At 64.4% G+C, this 15,700-nt stretch carries 13 protein-coding genes; 12 read left to right on the top strand and 1 reads right to left on the bottom strand.

What is annotated here, in order from left to right; genetic code table 11:
* The first annotated feature begins 21 nt into the window (after window positions 1-21).
* The 6 genes from VGI62_RS02660 (at window position 22) to VGI62_RS02635 (ending at window position 6,754) form a co-directional block, all read left to right on the top strand.
* Complete coding sequence (locus VGI62_RS02660) at window positions 22-1,023, top strand: DUF7064 domain-containing protein (RefSeq protein WP_331502844.1); 1,002 nt, start codon at window positions 22-24, stop codon at window positions 1,021-1,023.
* Between the two features lie 157 nt (window positions 1,024-1,180).
* Window positions 1,181-2,122, top strand: a complete 942-nt coding sequence (locus tag VGI62_RS02655) for a DUF7064 domain-containing protein (RefSeq protein ID WP_331502843.1) — start codon at window positions 1,181-1,183, stop codon at window positions 2,120-2,122.
* Between the two features lie 107 nt (window positions 2,123-2,229).
* Entirely contained in the window at window positions 2,230-3,507 is a 1,278-nt protein-coding gene (locus VGI62_RS02650) for a cytochrome P450 (protein WP_331502842.1), read from the top strand.
* 153 nt (window positions 3,508-3,660) lie between these two features.
* A complete protein-coding gene (locus VGI62_RS02645; RefSeq protein WP_331502841.1) occupies window positions 3,661-4,638 on the top strand; it encodes a DUF7064 domain-containing protein in 978 nt (325 codons plus the stop codon).
* A 35-nt stretch (window positions 4,639-4,673) separates the two neighbouring features.
* Window positions 4,674-5,669 (top strand): phosphotransferase family protein, encoded by a 996-nt coding sequence (locus VGI62_RS02640; protein ID WP_331502840.1) that lies wholly within the window; start codon window positions 4,674-4,676, stop codon window positions 5,667-5,669.
* A 74-nt stretch (window positions 5,670-5,743) separates the two neighbouring features.
* Complete coding sequence (locus VGI62_RS02635) at window positions 5,744-6,754, top strand: tyrosine-protein phosphatase (RefSeq protein ID WP_331502839.1); 1,011 nt, start codon at window positions 5,744-5,746, stop codon at window positions 6,752-6,754.
* A gap of 28 nt (window positions 6,755-6,782) precedes the next feature.
* Here VGI62_RS02635 and VGI62_RS02630 read toward each other — a convergent pair whose 3' ends face one another.
* Window positions 6,783-7,760, bottom strand: coding sequence for an NAD-dependent epimerase/dehydratase family protein (locus tag VGI62_RS02630; RefSeq protein WP_331502838.1), 978 nt, complete (start codon window positions 7,758-7,760; stop codon window positions 6,783-6,785).
* Window positions 7,761-7,901: 141 nt separating this feature from the next.
* On the opposite strand from VGI62_RS02630, the gene VGI62_RS02625 reads away from it, so the two are divergent.
* The 6 genes from VGI62_RS02625 to VGI62_RS02600 are packed head-to-tail and all read left to right on the top strand — an operon-like array spanning window position 7,902 to window position 15,586.
* The gene (locus VGI62_RS02625; protein WP_331502837.1) at window positions 7,902-8,918 is read left to right on the top strand and encodes a phosphotransferase family protein; all 1,017 of its coding nucleotides are present in this window, start codon (window positions 7,902-7,904) and stop codon (window positions 8,916-8,918) included.
* On the top strand, window positions 8,915-9,280 hold the full coding sequence (locus VGI62_RS02620; protein ID WP_331502836.1) for a DUF6285 domain-containing protein: 366 nt from the start codon (window positions 8,915-8,917) through the stop codon (window positions 9,278-9,280). The genes VGI62_RS02625 and VGI62_RS02620 overlap by 4 nt, the downstream gene beginning before the upstream one ends.
* A complete protein-coding gene (locus VGI62_RS02615; RefSeq protein WP_331502835.1) occupies window positions 9,277-10,323 on the top strand; it encodes a DUF7064 domain-containing protein in 1,047 nt (348 codons plus the stop codon). The genes VGI62_RS02620 and VGI62_RS02615 overlap by 4 nt, the downstream gene beginning before the upstream one ends.
* A 60-nt stretch (window positions 10,324-10,383) precedes the next feature.
* Window positions 10,384-11,376, top strand: coding sequence for a hypothetical protein (locus tag VGI62_RS02610; RefSeq protein ID WP_331502834.1), 993 nt, complete (start codon window positions 10,384-10,386; stop codon window positions 11,374-11,376).
* Window positions 11,377-11,381: 5 nt separating this feature from the next.
* A complete protein-coding gene (locus tag VGI62_RS02605) occupies window positions 11,382-13,940 on the top strand; it encodes a PEP/pyruvate-binding domain-containing protein (RefSeq protein WP_331502833.1) in 2,559 nt (852 codons plus the stop codon).
* On the top strand, window positions 13,934-15,586 hold the full coding sequence (locus VGI62_RS02600) for an N-acyl-D-amino-acid deacylase family protein (RefSeq protein WP_331502832.1): 1,653 nt from the start codon (window positions 13,934-13,936) through the stop codon (window positions 15,584-15,586). The genes VGI62_RS02605 and VGI62_RS02600 overlap by 7 nt, the downstream gene beginning before the upstream one ends.
* Window positions 15,587-15,700: the final 114 nt, after the last annotated feature.

The raw sequence follows: 15,700 nt of genomic DNA, 5'->3' as shown, positions 1-15,700 counted from the left end.
ACTCGCACGAGGGCTAAGTGTATGGTTTTGCAGGCAAGTGACGAACTGCGCCACTCACATATGCTCAATGATGATTTTCATTGGCGAGAGAGTCTCTACTTCAATTTCAACGACGTCCGGAACGGGATCGGCGCGTGGATCTATCTTTGGGTCGTGCCCAATCAGCCAAAGCCCTCTGGGATGCTGGTCAGCTTCTACCACGGGGGCTGGCCGGAGCTGACGGTCAACGACGAGGCCATGAGCGCCCCCGGCCACCGGCTCTCCGAGCGTGACCGCTGGGTCTACTGCTTCAAAAAGGATGCGGACCATCTGCTGGCGGAGGATTTCGATGACGTCGAACTTTTCGGGCTCAAGCTGGAGAGGCTCGAGCCGCTGAAATCCCAACGCTTGACGTTCGACGACGGCGAGAACAACGGCTTCGACCTTCTCGCCCGCTTCATGACGCCGCCCTATGACTACGCCGACGGCGTCAACAGCACCCCTGGTTGGATCGCCGCAAATCGCTACCACCGATCCTGGGCTGTAAGTGGTTCGCTCCGGGTAGGGGGGAAGACCTTCGATGTAGAGGCTACAGGCGACTCCGATCACTCGTGGGGCCAGCGTCACAACGTTGAATTCGCGAAGAACCTTTTCAAGATGTGGTCCTTCCAAGCAGCCGACGGCAGCCTGTCGATCTCGGTTTTGAAGCAGGGCGTTGACGACAAGGAGATCGCTCTAGGATTTGTATCCCAGGACGGGAAGGTTGCTTCGGCGGCAAATGTCGAGACCTCCGCCTCCTATGACGACGACGGCGTCCAATCCGGCGTGCGCCTCTTGGTCGTCGACGAGCTCGGACGCGAGGTGCGCGCGACGATGCCCAAGATGCATTCCTTCATCGGCGCGGGTTCCCGCGAGTCATTCTGGGGATTCGAGGGCGTGGGCGACTACCTCGTCGAGGGCGTCGGCCGAGTTCCAGGGCTGATCTCCTACTTCTGGCCCGCGCGGGTCACTCCGAAAGGCCTACAGGCCGGTGATTTCCAATGAGCCGCCGCGAGCGGGGCGGGCGGTCGCCGCCATGATTGATGTCGCCAAGCCCGGCGTGTCGCAGGCGTGGCGCCCCGGCATGGCTCTCGATGCCATCGCCCGCGACGCCGACAAAAATGCAGTCGAGCTGCTGCAGCGGGTCTGAGGAGGATTTCACATGGTTCTGCGCGCGAACGACGAGCTTCGGCACCCTTCCACGCTGCTGCCGGAGTGGCGCGAGAGCATGTGGTACTGCTTCGACATGCCCGAGTACGAGATGGGCGGCGCCATCTACTATGCCTACAACCCCAATGCGCCCACGCCCTTTGCCTCGATCAGCGCCTACATCACGAAGGGCTGGGTCAGGGAGCCGAACAACATCCTCTATTCCTGGCGGCGCGAGGTTCCGATCCCCGACGCGGAATGGGACGACCTGAAGGTCGCCGGTGTGGCGCACTACAAGCGCATCGAGCCACTCAAGAAATGGACCCTGTCGTTCCATGACGGCGAGCGCTTCGACTTCGACGTCGAGATCGATCTGTTCGCCGGCAACTGGCACTACATCGACAACTGGCACGAAACGCCCAAGTATCTCGCGGGCGACCGTTACCATCGGCCCTATGCGGCGCAAGGCGAGATGGTTCTGGATGGCAAGCGCTACGCGCTGAACATGACTGGCGACTCCGACCACTCCTGGGGCCCGCGCCGTTGGGAGCCACTCTACAAGAGCAAGTACATCGCCGGGCAGTGCGGCCGTGACTGGGCGTTCCATGCGTTCGAGGGCGTGGCGCTCGACGGCGGGGTATTCCCCTACGGGTTTATCTGGGACGGCCAGCGGATGTCGCCGATCTCCAAGCTGGAGATCTGCCCCGACTATGACGCCGACGGCATTCAACGCGGCATTGTCATGAACATCGTCGACAATGAAGACCGCATGACCCGCATTGAGGGGCAGACGTTCTGCTCCTACCCGAGCGAGCGGGATACGGTGTGGAACAACGACTGCTACTACCGCTTCACCGTCAACGGCGGCGAGCACGAAGGCTCCGGCATCCTCTCGTTCTATTGGAACCGCGACTACTACCACCGGGTGATGCGGCGCGCCTCCATTGGAGGTTGAGACGAGCGGCGACCGGGGGGCGGGCAAGTCGATTTTCGCGTCTGTTCGACCCCTACGTTAAGTGATACCGTGGTATCAAAATGAAGCTAAACATAGGGCCGTCTGCCATGGGCGAAGCCGACCTCACTATTCCGCAGGACATCGCCGAAACCGTCGTGGACCCTCGCGCCTACGCCGACGAGCGGATTCACGACGCTTACCGCTGGCTCAGGCTGAACAACCCGCTGGGGATCGCCCGGCCGGAGGGCTTTGACCCCTTCTGGGTCGTGACCAAACATGCGGACATTCTGGAAGTCAGCCGGCAAAACGACCTCTTCCACAGCGGCGACCGCCAGACGACGCTGGTCAATCAGGTCAATGACGCCCGCGCGCGCGAAATTACCGGGGGCAGCCCTCACCTCGTGCGAAGCCTGGTCCAGATGGACCCTCCCGACCACCTGAAATATCGCGCCCTTACACAAGGCTGGTTCATGCCCCCCAACCTGCGGAAGATCGAGGCCCGCATCCGCGAGATCGCCAAGACGTCCGTCGATCAGATGGCTGGCCTCGGCGGGCGGTGCGACTTCGTCCGGGACGTCGCGCTTCGCTATCCCTTGCACGTCGTCATGGAGATTCTGGGCGTGCCCGAGGAGGACGAGGGGCGCATGCTCATGCTCACCCAGGAGCTGTTTGGGGCGCAGGATCCCGATATAGCCCGTCCCGAGATCAGCGTAGAAGAGACGAGCAAGATGCTTACCGGCGTGCTCGATGACTTCTACGCCTACTTCGACAAGATCAGCATCGACAGGCGGGCGAACCCACGCGGCGACCTCGCTTCGCTGATCGCCAACGCTTCAATCGACGGAGAGCCCATCTCGGGGCTGGAGCAGCTCAGCTATTACGTGATCGTCGCGACCGCGGGCCACGACACGACGTCGTCGACCACCGCCGGCGCCATCTGGAAGCTCTGTGAGGATCCCGAGCAGTTCCGGCGAGTGAAGTCCGATCCCTCCCGCATTCCCGGCCTGATCGACGAAGCCATTCGCTGGATGACCCCGGTGAAGCACTTCATGCGCTCGGCGACCGCAGATGCGGAACTGGGCGGGCGCCGGATCGGCAAGGGGGACTGGCTGATGCTCTGCTATGCCTCGGGCAATCGCGACGAAGAGGTCTTCGAAGACCCTTACACCTTCCGCAGCGATCGGACGCCAAATCGCCATTTGGCCTTTGGCTACGGCGCTCACGTCTGTCTCGGGCAACACCTCGCCAAGCTGGAGATGCGTATCTTCTTCGAGGAATTGTTCTCGCGTCTCGAACGGATCGAGCTCGATGGCGAGCCCGGCATGACCCAGGCCTATTTCGTCAACGGACCCAAGAAGCTGCCGGTCAGGTTCGAGATGAGCTGATCGATCATTGATTCCACTTCGGAGCTTGCCAACCGGAGCGGGCGTCAGTCGTCCATCCTTCAGAGGCCGGACTAGGAATTCGCCCTCCATTGGCCGTGCGCTCGCGCCGGCGGCCGCTGTGGGGCCTCACGAAGAACCAACCGGGAGTTGGGCATGCATGTCGCCGTCGCGGACACGGTCGGAGGCGTCGAGCTCGTGGACGAAGGGTTGCACCCCGTCGACGACCACCCGCAGTTCAACGAAAGCGCGCTGATCACGCTCTTCGACCTCGAAGCGCGATCCGGTGGCTTCGTGCGGATCGGCAACCGACCAAACGAAGGCCACGCAGAGGCGACCTTCTGCTGGTTCCTCCCCGACGGCTCGGCCCTGTTCAGTTTTGAGCGCGCCGCTATCACCGGCAACGAGGCGTTTCGGACCGACAGGATCCGGGTGGATGTCGAGGAACCGGCTCGCCGCGTGAAGGCAAGCTTTCAGGGGCAGGCCTATCACCTTTCCGACCCGCGCTTGCTTACCAACCCGAAGACGGCGTTCACCACATCGCCGCTTATTGATGTTGATCTTGTCGTGAACCTTAGAGGGGGTGGTCCCCTCTACGGCGGCAGGCCCTTCCCGGGGCTGGATGTCGGCGGCCACTACGAGCAGCCGATGTGCGGCGAGGCTCGGATGCGCATGGGAGACGGCACCGCGAACCTCACCGTCCGCGGAAACCGCGACCACTCATGGGGGCCGCGGGTATGGCAAGGCACGCACGCCGATCGCACCTTGTGGTGCACCTTCGACGAGACGTTTTCGTTTGCGACCTCGCTGACCTGGCACACGCCGGCTCCAGACCTCTACGAGGTGATAGGATACGTCTGGCGTGACGGTCGAATAGCCCGGATCGTCGGCGCTTCGATCCGTTCCGAGTTCGAAGATTCCGAACGGCTCTTCCACACGCGTTTCGACCTCGCGTTGCATCTGGAAGATGGGACGTCGATCGAGGTCTCGGGCCGCAGGGTCGCCATCGCGCCGTTGCGACATCGACGGGATGGCCTCACGACCCACATTGGGTGGGCTATGGCCGAGTTCGCCTGCGATGGCCGCTCAGGGATGGGGCTTTCCGAGTACCTCGACCTGACGTCGTCGGGCTGATGCCGGACCCGGCCGAAGAGTCCTGGAAAGAAGGCGTGAATTCCGCGCGGCTGGAACAGTTCCTGCGTGAAACGCTCGGCGTCGATGATCCCCTCGAGATCGAGGGCCGCGCCCTAAGCGGGAGCTCGAACATCACGGTGTTCATACGGTTGGGCGATGTGGCCTTGGTGCTGCGGCGTCCGCCCCCCGGCGAGTTGCTTCCGACCGCGCATGACATGATGCGCGAAGCGGCGTTCCTGAAGGCGCTGGCCGGAACCGCCGTTCCGGTCCCGCAGCTGATCGCCAAGTGCGAGGATCGCTCGGTCCTGGGGGCGCCGTTTTATGTGATGAGCCGGGTGGACGGGATCGTGGTCCAGCAGGAACCCCCAGAAAACCTGCGCGACCCGGCTGCGTTGGAGGCCGCGTGCGGCAATGTCGTCGACTGCCTGGCTGCCCTCCACAGCATCGAGTGGTCGGGGCTCGGTTTGCCTGGTCGGCCGCATGGCTATCTTGAGCGCCAGGTGGCGCGCTGGCAGGCCCAGCTCGCGCTGACCCCCAGCGCCAGCCGGCTGCCGCGGTTGGAAGTGGTCACCGCGTGGGTGAGCGCTCATGTCCCAGAGCAGCGCGCGACGACGATCGTCCACGGGGACTACGGTTTGCACAACCTCATCCTCGATCGGAGCGAGCCCCGGGTCCGCGCGGTTTTGGACTGGGAAATGGCGACACTCGGCGACCCGATCGCCGATCTCATCTGGTTCCTGCAGGGGTGGGGCGTCGCAACGGAGCCGGGCGTCGGCAATCCTGCCAACTATCTGACCACATGGCCCGGCGCTCCAAGCCGCAGCGCGATGATGGATCGATATCAAGCCCAGACTGGCCGGGCTGTGGAGAACGAACTGTTCTATCGGGTCTTTTCCACCTGGAAGGGAATAATTGTCACGGAAGGCCTGTACGACGCTTTCCTAAAAGGAGAGGCCGCTAACCCTGCGGTGGCGAGGTTCGAGACACAGGTTCCGGCGCAAGTCGAACGGGCCCGCGCACTGCTGGAGTAGGCGGTAGCTTGATCCGGTCACAAGAGAGCGGGTGACTGTCGAAGTTGGTCACGCCCGCATTTGCAGGGCCTGCGATGAGGGTGCCACCCGTCCTGACCGCCTCGGCGACCCGCATCTCGAGCACGGTGATGCGCCTCGCTTGGAATGCAAGGTCTCGGCCTACCTCGATCTACATCTCGAGCGACCCCGACGCGCCGCCCGCAGGCAGGCGACAGGTCGAGTGGGCGGTGCGCGGCGGAACAGCCGAGACTTCGGGGGAAGTCGTTCCGCGGCCCTACTACCTACTGGCGACGAACGATGCCCAGGCCCGGGTGGCCGAGCGCCTGTTGCCGCTCCGAGGGGGACGTAATTTCCGCGATCTCGGCGGCTACCGCGCGATCGACGGCCGACAGGTGCGCTGGGGCCGCATCTACAGGTCGGGCCTCATGACCGGACTCACCGACGAGGATCTCGACTACCTCAAGGCACTTGGCGTCCGGGTGATCTGTGACCTGCGCACCCCAGGGGAGCGGGCCGCAGAACCGAACCCGTTCATCGGCAGGGGCGGCGTTGAGGTGTTAGCCGGCAGCTACGACATTCCGGGCGCGTTCATGAGGCTAGCCGGACTCACCACGCGATCAGAAGCCGTCACCGCATTTGCGGCGACCTATGTCGAACTCCTGGAGGCATTGCGGCCCCAGCTCACAGAAATGCTGTCGCGACTGGCGCAAGAGGACGTTCCCCTCGCCATAAACTGCCTGGCGGGGAAGGATCGCACCGGCGTCGCTTCCGCCCTGGTGCTGTCGCTTCTGGGCGTGCCGCGCGCGACAGTGATCTCGGACTACGCTCTGACGGAGACCTTCACGCCGCCGGCCTTTTATATGGGGGAGATGTCCTCGGGGGTCGTTTCGACACCTGGCGCATCGCTCCTGCCAGCCACGCCGCTGCCGGTCTTGCGCGTAATACTCGGCGCCGATCCGGCCGTCATCGGCCGGTTGCTGGCGTATGTCGACGCCGAATACGGCGGGCCGGTTCAGATGGCCATGACGCGGCTGGGCCTTAGCGAGATCTCACTCTCGCGACTGCGGCAATCCTGCCTGATCTGAGCCTCAAGCTTCGGCGCGCGCCAGTGTGTCAGCGGCCAATCGCTGCGAGCAGGACGTCGTCCCGCGAGAAGTCGTGTTCGTAACGGCTGCGCCCCTCGCGCGCGTACCATGCATAGGAGTCGCGATAGCCGTCCTCGATCCCAAACTGCGGCGACCATTCGATCTCGCGCAGGGCCTTGTCGATCGACAGGATGGCCGTGCCGGCGAGCGCCTCGCCCCAATGCAGGAGCGGCGGATGCTGCGAGCGAGCGATTTCCATCGGGACGGACACGACCTCGGCGGTCGCACCCATCGCGCGCGCGATGAGATGGACGACCCCGACGATCGTCGTCACCTCGGACCCAGAGACGTTGTAGGCCTTCCCCCTTACGGTCTCGTTTCCGATCAGGGCCGACATGAGCCGCGCCACGTCCCGGACGTGGACCAGCGAAAGCCCTGCGAAACCCTCGCCGGGGATCAGGATGGGGCGGCCCGCCTCGATACGCGCGAAGAGGGCCGGGTCACGGCTCGCCACCGGACTACGTGGACCGAGCGTGTGGCCGACCCGCAGAAGGGTCACGGGTAGCCCCTCTGACTCCCAAAGTCTCAGCAGGTGGTCTTCGCACTGGACCTTGCCCACGCCATACGCCGCGCGCGGGTCCGGGTTCTCCGGAGCATGCCGGCGAAAATCCTCGCGCAGGGGCTGCACGTAACTGCGCCGGTAGACCGCCTGCGAGCTCGTGAACACGTAGTGCGCCACCCGGCCACGGAACAGCTCGACCATGGGCTCAATATCCGATGGCCGGTATGCGGTGTGGTCGAAGATCACGTCGAAGGCGTCGCGGTAGCCGTCGAGCGCTGAGGCCAACGCGCCGGGCTGGGTGCGATCGCAGTGGATTCGACTCACCCCATGCGGAAGAGGGACCTCATGGCTGTTGATGACCGTCACCTCGTGCCCGCGCCGAGCGAGCTCGGTGACGAGTTCCACGCCGATGTAACGGTTGCCGCCGGTCACCAGCACTCGCATGCGACTTTTCCCTTGCACGGCCGAGTTCGCGCTTGCCGCCGCTCCGACGGACGCGCGGCTTCGGTGCTCAATACGTGTTCAACTTGCGGACAGGTTGGCAAGTGATACCGTAGTCTCACATTTGGCGACGGAAGGGTCCAGATGCGAGCGCGCCAGCAGACGCAGGCCTACTCGAACGGCCCCCCCGCCGTCGACGCCCGCCGCGCCATGCTCGTTGGCGCACTTCTGGACCTCGACGGGGAGGCGCCAAGCGTCATCTCCAGTCACCTCGCCACCGGTGGAAATTCCCACGAGAACTGGGTCTTTCGCGTTCGGCGCAAGGGGCGCGAATCCTGCCTCGTGCTCCGATGCGACCCCGACGACTGGATTCGCCCAGAGGAGATGGAACGTGAAGTCGCCGGCCTGACGATCGCCGAGGCGATCAACGTGCCGGCGCCGCGCCTGGTCGCGAGCCATCATACCCGCCGCGCAGACCGACCCTACACGATCGTCAACTTCGTCGAGGGCGAGTCGATCCCGCGCCGAATCCACAGCGCGCCGAATCTCGCCGGAGCGCGAGCGACCTTAGCAGAGACCTGTGGCGCCATCCTCGGAAAGCTCGCCTCGACCCCGCTGGACCTGGCTCGGGGGCTGCAGCTGCGTGACCCGATCGAAACGCTGCGCGGTTGGTATTCGCGCGCCGAGGCGCCCAGCCCGGTGCTGTCGGGCGCTGTTCAATGGCTCACCGGCAGTGCTCCGGCCGCCGGGGCCCCGTCGGTGGTCCACGGCGATTTTCGGCTGGGGAATCTGATCGTCGGAGAGGATGGCGTACGGGCTGTGCTCGACTGGGAGACGGTCCATCTGGGCGATCCCTACGAGGACCTTGCCTGGTTGTGTCAGCGCGCCTGGCGCTATGGCGGCGCCGGTCCGGTGGCAGGCCTTGCAGAGCTCGACGAACTGTTCGCGGCCTATGCAGGCGTAAGCGGCGCCCAGGTCGATGTCGAACGGTTCCGGTGGTGGCTGGTCTGGGGAGCGTCGTTGTGGGCGCTCGTTTGCCGGGAGCAGGCGACGGTGCGCCGCGCGGGCGCAGGCGATGACATGGAATGCGCGGCGGTGGCCCGGCTCGTGTGCCTCCAGGAGGCCAACGTTCTTGCCGAGTTGGAGCACTGGGTCGGGTGAACCAGGCGCAGCCCCCGGTCTTTGATGCTCCGGACGCCATTGAGATCGTGCGCAAGGTCGCACGTTTTCTGGAGGAGGAGGTTCGCAAGGACCTCTCCGACGCGCGGCTCGGCTACCGCGTCAGGGTCGCCGTCAATCTACTTCGTCTGGTCGAGCGAGAATTGGCCGCGCACCCCAGCGCCTTGGATGCGGATGGCCGGGTTGCTACCGCCGAGCTCGTCGGCCAATTCGGCAGCCTTCGAGCGCTCACCGAGGCGCTCGGGACAGGCGAACGCTCGATCCTCGAGCCGGACGTGTTCTGGGCTCTCAGCCAATACACCCAGATGCGCGTCTCGATCGCATCCGCAGAGGAGCCCCAATGAGCACCTACCTCTCTCACAGCCACGGGGTCTTTGGCGACCTGGTCCCTGAAGACGACCTGATGCATCCGGTCTCGGAGGCTAGTTCTCACAACGAGAGCATGTTCTTCAATTTCTTCGACACGCCCAAACGGACAGGGGGCTTCGTCCGTATCGGCAATCGCCCGAATGAAGGTCACGCCGAGATGACCTTCTGCCTGTTCCTGCCGGACGGCTCGATGCTCTTCCAGTGGGGTCGTCCCGCCATAGAGGCGAATGATCGGTTCGAGGCGGCCGGGCTATGCTTTGAGGTGGTCGAGCCAGGCGAACATCTGAGGATCAGGTTCGTTGGCGAGGCGGTGCATCTCGCCGATCCGCTACAGATGGTCGATCCCGGGGCGGCGATGCGGCGCAACCCGCGGCTCCTGACCGACCTGTCTTTGGACTGTCGAGCCACCAGTCCGCTGGTCGGGAGCGCCAGCGGGGACTCCAGCGCAGCGATCTTCCTGCAAGGCGTGGGTCACTACCAGCAGGCCTGCACCTACCGGGGCCGGTTGTCGTACGCAGACCAACGCATCGAAATCGATGCGCTCGGGGTGCGCGATCACTCCTGGGGAAAGCGCGTCTGGCATGACATCCATAGGGACCGCTCGTTCTGGGCATGTGCCGACGAGCGTCTGGGCTTTATCGCCTGCAAGACCTGGAGCGGCGAAGACCCCGAACCGGACATCGTCGGATGCGTCATCGAGGACGGGGCGGTGCGCCGACTGAAGTCCGTCGTGTTGACGAGCCGCTACGCCGACAGTTCAGCCCGCCACCAGGCCTTCGATCTCGAACTCACGGAAGCCTCCGGCCGCTGCTGGGCGCTCAACGGCCAAGCTCTGTCCTACATCCCGCTGCGCCATCGAAGGCCGGACAGGCCAGTGCTTCACCTGGGCCAGGCGATGAGCCTCTTCAGCTTGAACGGCGGGCCGGCCTTTTTGGGCCTTTCCGAATACTTCGATGCTCAATCCGCGGTCGATGCGATCTGCGGATCCGCCGAAGCCCTGATTGGAATCCGCGAATAGCGGCGCAACCCAAGCCGCGTGGCGTATCGCGCGATGCGGCTCCAGCCACAAGGAAGTGGAATGAGCATCGCGGCCCTCTCAGCCAATGACGAGCTTCGGCACCCGCATGATGATCAGTTCTTCTGGCGCGAAAGCCTCTATTTCAACTTCGCCGATCCGCGGAACGGGCTGGGCGCCTGGTTTTATCTCTGGGTGGTGCCGAACAAGCCGCTCAAGTCGGGAATGCTCGTCAGCATCTACAAGGGCGAAAGCGGCCTGTTGACGGCCAATGAGCGGGCCTACGGTTCACCAGGTCATCGCTACGTGGGCGACAATGGAGCCTGGGTCTACTGCTACAAGCGTGAGGTCGAGGCGCTGATCAGCGCCGACTTCTCCGATGTCGAACTTTGCGGTTTGCGTCTGGTGCGTACCGAACCGCTGAAGTCCTATCGGATCTCTTTCCACGACGGCCTCGACGCGCAGATAGACCTGGACGTGGGGTTCATGACGCCGCCCGTGGACTATAGCGCCGGCGTGCATCCGACCCCGCAATGGGTCGCGAAAAACCGGTATCACCGGTCCTGGATCGCGCGGGGCGAGGTCGCGATCGTCGGCGAGCGGTACGAGATCGCGACGACGGGCGACTCCGATCATTCCTGGGGCACGCGGGACACCGAGGAGTACGCCCGCCACGAGTTCAAGATGTGGTCCTTTCAAAGCCCAGACGGCAAGAACTCGGTCTCTGGTATCGATCGCGACAGCCGGATGTTCCACGGCTTCATCAATATTGCCGGCGAACTCGAAAGCATTGAATCCATCTCGCACAGCTCGAAATACAAACCGACCGGGGTGCAGCGCGATATCGATGTAACATTCACGGACCGCGCGGGTCGCGTGGTGCATGCGCGTATGCCGCAGATGTTCTCCGCCATCGGAAACGGCAGTTCCACGGCCCTCTGGGGCTTCGAGGGCGTGGGGGTCTTCGATGTCGACGGCTGGGGTCCGTGCAGTGGGCTTACCTCCTATTTCTGGCCGGCGAGGGTGAGCCCGGCGCAGCTCCATGGGGGAGGATGACCGGTATGGCGCACGCGCCTTACCTGACGACGCCGTGGCATCCGTCGAGCACGGATGAAGGCGTAGTCGGCGGCAAGGCGCGTTCGCTCGTGGCTATGAAGAGGTTGGGATTTGACGTTCCCGATTTCTGTGTCGTGACCTGCAGGGCGTTCGACGACCTCGCCGGTCGCGGGGGGCTGGACGCCCTTCGCGGACCGCTCTCTGATTTTTTGGCCGCTCGCGGGCCCGAGGTCGCCTATGCCGTGCGTTCCTCAGCCCGCGGGGAAGACTCAGCAGAGAACTCGTTCGCCGGGCTCTATTCGACTTTTCTCGACGTCCACGGCCCCGACGCCGTCCTGGGCGCGATCGAAGCTTGCTGGACCAGCTACAACAATCCCGAAGCGCGGGACTATCGCGAGACGCGCGGCGCTGCGGCGTCGGCCATGGCGGTGATCGTCCAGGCGCTCGTGCCCGCCGAATGGTCAGGCGTCAGCTTCGCGGCCAATCCGGTGAGCCTGGCGCTGAGCGAAACGGTAATCAACGCCTCGCCGGGACTTGGCGAGGCGCTGGTCTCAGGGGCGATTACTCCGGAAGAGATCGTCCTCGACGCAGAGTCGGGTGAGGTTCTCAGGCGGAAGAACCCGCCTGGGAGCCAGCAGCTACCGGACGGCCTTCTCCGGGCGGTCTTGGCGAAAACCCGAGCCTTAAGCGAAGCCTTCGGCTTCCCGCAGGACGTGGAATGGGCGAGCGTCGGTGAGCAGGTATTCCTGCTTCAGAGCCGCCCGATCACCACCATCGCCGATGTCTACTACAGCCGCTGCATTGAGCCCTGGAAGGATGACCCGAATGCTCGTCCCGACGATGAGGGACGGCTCTGGTCGCGGGCCTATGCCGACGAGATCTGGACGCCGCCCGTCAGTCCGTTGTTCTACAACATTCACAACCTGACATCGTCCATCACCTCTTACATGGGATGGCATGGCGACCCCACGCCCCTCCCGCCGGATGTGTTCAAGTACTACAGGGCGGCCGCCTATGTGGACGTGGACGTGTTGCGGCGGCAGTACAGCTACCACCCGAAGTTCAGCCGGCTCGCGGGCATCCTCAACTTCTTTCCCGAGTCCCTGCAAGCGGCGGTTCGGAACGATCCGTGGCGCTGGGCGGGGCGGCTGCGTCGCACGGCGCGTTTCGAACTCGCGCACCGCTCGCTTCGCTCGCTGCGGCACAATCATGCGGCGCTGGCCGCGATGTGGCCCGGTTTCATCAAGCAATCCGATGGCTGGTTCGATGTCGATCTGGACGCCCTGTCTCTCGAACAGGTCAAAGAGCACCGAACCGAACTGAACAAAGTGGTGAGCGTCGTTTCACCCGCCTGCGGGTTCGCCGTGGCCTACCATGCGCATGACCTGACGTTCATCCTGACCGGACTGCTTGAGAAATGGTTCGGCGACGGCGACGCGCTTTACGCCCAAGCCACCTCCGGTCTTGATCAGAGTGTCACCGTTGCGGAATCGGAGGGTTTGTGGCGCCTGGCCAAGCTGCTCCGATCGACGCCGCCGCAGGTCCGCGCGGCCGCCCGTACAGGATTCGACGGCTTCGAACGCCTGGCGAAGGCCGCGTCCGAAGGTCGAATATTCCTGGAAGTCTTCGACACGTTCTGGAAAGCGCACCGACACCGTGGGGCATCCTACAAGGACGTCATCCACCCGCGATGGGGCGACGACAAAGGCCAGCTGCTCAGCCTCATAGCCGGCTTCGTCGACAGCGATGTCCTCAGTCCGCGGGCGCTCAACGAAGAGATGGCCGAGTTGCGCCGGCGCACCCAGCGCGAGCTGCTTGCCCGGTGCAGGGGACCGGCGCTCTGGCGTCGGCCGATCCTGAAGTGGCTGTTCCGGTACAACGAGATTTACATGAGCGAGCGGGACAACCATCGCTTCTACTTCGACAGGGTCTGGTACCAGCTCCGCCGGATCTACCGCACATTCGGGCGCCGGCTCGCCGAGGATGGTGTGCTCGAAGGCCCGGACGACGTCTTTTTCCTTGGCGCTGGAGAAGTCGAACTGGGCTTGAGCGGAGCATTGGACAGCGCCGCAGTTAAGGCCCGCGTTCAGACTCGTCGTCGCGCCTGGGAACGCACTTTGCGGTCACAGCCGCCGAAATTCCTGGCGGGGTATGCGTCTCATGACTGTCGCGCCTCATCAGATGCCGAAGTCCTCGTCGGCATCGGCGCCAGTCCGGGGCGCGTCACCGGACCGGTGCGGGTCGTCTACGACGTACGGGAATTGTCCAACGTCGCGGATGGCGAGATCCTGGTCACCCGCCAGACCGATCCGGCCTGGAGCACGGTTTTTGCGCGCATCGGAGGGCTGGTGCTCGAGACGGGTGGCGTGCTCGCGCACGGCGCATCATTGTGCCGTGAATTCGACCTGCCCTGCGTCACAGCGATCGACGACGCGACCAGCCTTCTTCGAGACGGCGACCTGGTCACCGTCGATGGCCGCAGTGGCCGGGTGAGCGTCGACAGAGCCAAGCTGGTGCTGGAAATAGGTCCCCTCGGTTCGGAACGTGGAAGGCGAACATGCTGACGATAGCCATTCGCAACGCGATCATCATCGATGGCACGGGCGCGCCGCCACGCCCCGGCGAGGTCGGAATCTCCGGCGACCGGATCGTATCGGTCGGGCGCATTGAGGGCTCGGCCGAACGCGAGATCGACGCTCGCGGCCAGGTCGTCGCGCCAGGTTTCATCGATATCCACACCCACTACGATCCGCAGCTCTGCTGGGACCGCAACGCCACCCCGACGCCCGAACATGGGGTGACGTCGCTTGTGATGGGCAACTGTTCGATCAGCCTTGCGCCCGTGCGCGGCGGGGACCGAACGCGCGCCATCCACCTGTTCGGCTCGGTGGAGGATATGGAGGGGCGGCTGCTGGAGGCGACCGTGCCCTTCTCCTGGGAGACCGTGCCGGACTATCTCGCCTATCTGCGCGCAGGCCTCGGTCCGAACGTCGCCTCGCTGATCGGCCACTCGATGATCCGGCTCTATGTAATGGGCGCGGACTCACAGGCGCGCGCGGGCACTGACGCCGAGGTCGCCGAAATGGCCGAGGTACTGCGCGAAGCCCTGGCGGCAGGGGCGCGGGGCCTTTCGTTTACGTTCAACCATTTCGATGAGCGCGGTCATCCGCTGCCCTGCCACTACGCCGACCACGGGGAAAAGGCGGCGCTTCTGCGCGTCGTGGCCGCGGCCGGGGGCGTTGTCGAAGTGGCGCCGAACTTCTTCAAGCGCGATATGGGCCTGCCCACGGTGGACGAGTGGGGCGCGTTGGCGCTCGAGACCGGCGCCACGGTCTCGCTCTCTCCGATCCTGGTGATGCCCAACATGCCAGGCGCCTGGCGAACCATCCTGGACCGGGTTGTCCACTGGCGCGATCTGGGCGCGAAAATCTTCGCCCAGACCCAAGTGCGGCCTCTGGACATGACGATCCAGCTCACCCACGGATCCGCCATCCTGTCGAAGGCCCCGACCTGGCGCGATAGTTTCGAAGCGCCGCTGGAAGAGCGGAAGGTCCGCTACGCGGACCCTGCGACCCGCGCGGCGTTGATCGCAGAAGGCGACCGTCTGAAGAACGCCATGAGCACGCTCACGGTCAAGCGCACGCGCTCTGAGGCCGCCCAGCCGTATGAGGGGCGAGTCCTCGCCGAGATCGCGCAGGCGGAGGGCAAGTCATTTGTGGAGGCGATGCTGGATATCGCCTTGCTCGACGACCTGGAGACCGAGTTCGGGCTGAGCGGATACCTGCACGACGAGGCTCAATCGGTGGCCGAGCTCCTGGACCATCCGGCTATGCAGGTCGGCTCAGGCGATGCGGGCGCGCACATCACCCAGTTCTCCGGGGCCGGTGATACTTGCTACCTGATCGAGAAATTCGTCCGCGAACGCGGCGACCTGACCCTGGAGCGCGCCGTCCAGCGGTTGACCTCCGACCTGGCATCCCAGTGGGGCCTTACCGATCGGGGCATGCTCGCGCCCGGAAAATTCGCTGACGTGGTCGTGTTCGATCCGGAGACGATCGCTCGTGGCGAGGAGGTTTGGGTGGAAGATGTTCCGGGCGGGCAGGGCCGCTACGTCCGAAAGCCGACCGGCGTGAGTAAAGTCATCGTCAACGGCCAGGTCCTCGTGGAGGATGGTGTCTACGCCCCGGTGCAGCCGGGCCGTCTCCTTTAGGCTGCCCGGCCTGGATGCAAGACCTCAGGTTACCTAGTTAAAATACTGAATTATTAGAATATCGAAACCTATTTCGATCTGACCGTGCCGTCCCTGGGCAAAATCCCAACCCCG

The sequence above is a fragment of the Phenylobacterium sp. genome (assembly GCF_036495085.1).
Classification (GTDB): Bacteria; Pseudomonadota; Alphaproteobacteria; order Caulobacterales; family Caulobacteraceae; genus Phenylobacterium.
The sequence above is the reverse complement of the archived record's forward strand: the minus strand, read 5'-3'. Positions and strand labels throughout refer to the sequence as shown.

Bases quoted from the DNA above. Each gene is read 5' to 3' on its own strand.
- VGI62_RS02630 (WP_331502838.1), bottom strand. From the start codon at position 7,760: ATGCGAGTGCTGGTGACCGGCGGCAACCGTTACATCGGCGTGGAACTC.
- VGI62_RS02645 (WP_331502841.1), top strand. From the start codon at position 3,661: ATGCATGTCGCCGTCGCGGACACGGTCGGAGGCGTCGAGCTCGTGGAC.
- VGI62_RS02605 (WP_331502833.1), top strand. From the start codon at position 11,382: ATGGCGCACGCGCCTTACCTGACGACGCCGTGGCATCCGTCGAGCACG.
- VGI62_RS02615 (WP_331502835.1), top strand. From the start codon at position 9,277: ATGAGCACCTACCTCTCTCACAGCCACGGGGTCTTTGGCGACCTGGTC.
- VGI62_RS02650 (WP_331502842.1), top strand. From the start codon at position 2,230: ATGGGCGAAGCCGACCTCACTATTCCGCAGGACATCGCCGAAACCGTC.
- VGI62_RS02600 (WP_331502832.1), top strand. From the start codon at position 13,934: ATGCTGACGATAGCCATTCGCAACGCGATCATCATCGATGGCACGGGC.
- VGI62_RS02625 (WP_331502837.1), top strand. From the start codon at position 7,902: ATGCGAGCGCGCCAGCAGACGCAGGCCTACTCGAACGGCCCCCCCGCC.
- VGI62_RS02635 (WP_331502839.1), top strand. From the start codon at position 5,744: ATGAGGGTGCCACCCGTCCTGACCGCCTCGGCGACCCGCATCTCGAGC.
- VGI62_RS02655 (WP_331502843.1), top strand. From the start codon at position 1,181: ATGGTTCTGCGCGCGAACGACGAGCTTCGGCACCCTTCCACGCTGCTG.
- VGI62_RS02610 (WP_331502834.1), top strand. From the start codon at position 10,384: ATGAGCATCGCGGCCCTCTCAGCCAATGACGAGCTTCGGCACCCGCAT.
- VGI62_RS02660 (WP_331502844.1), top strand. From the start codon at position 22: ATGGTTTTGCAGGCAAGTGACGAACTGCGCCACTCACATATGCTCAAT.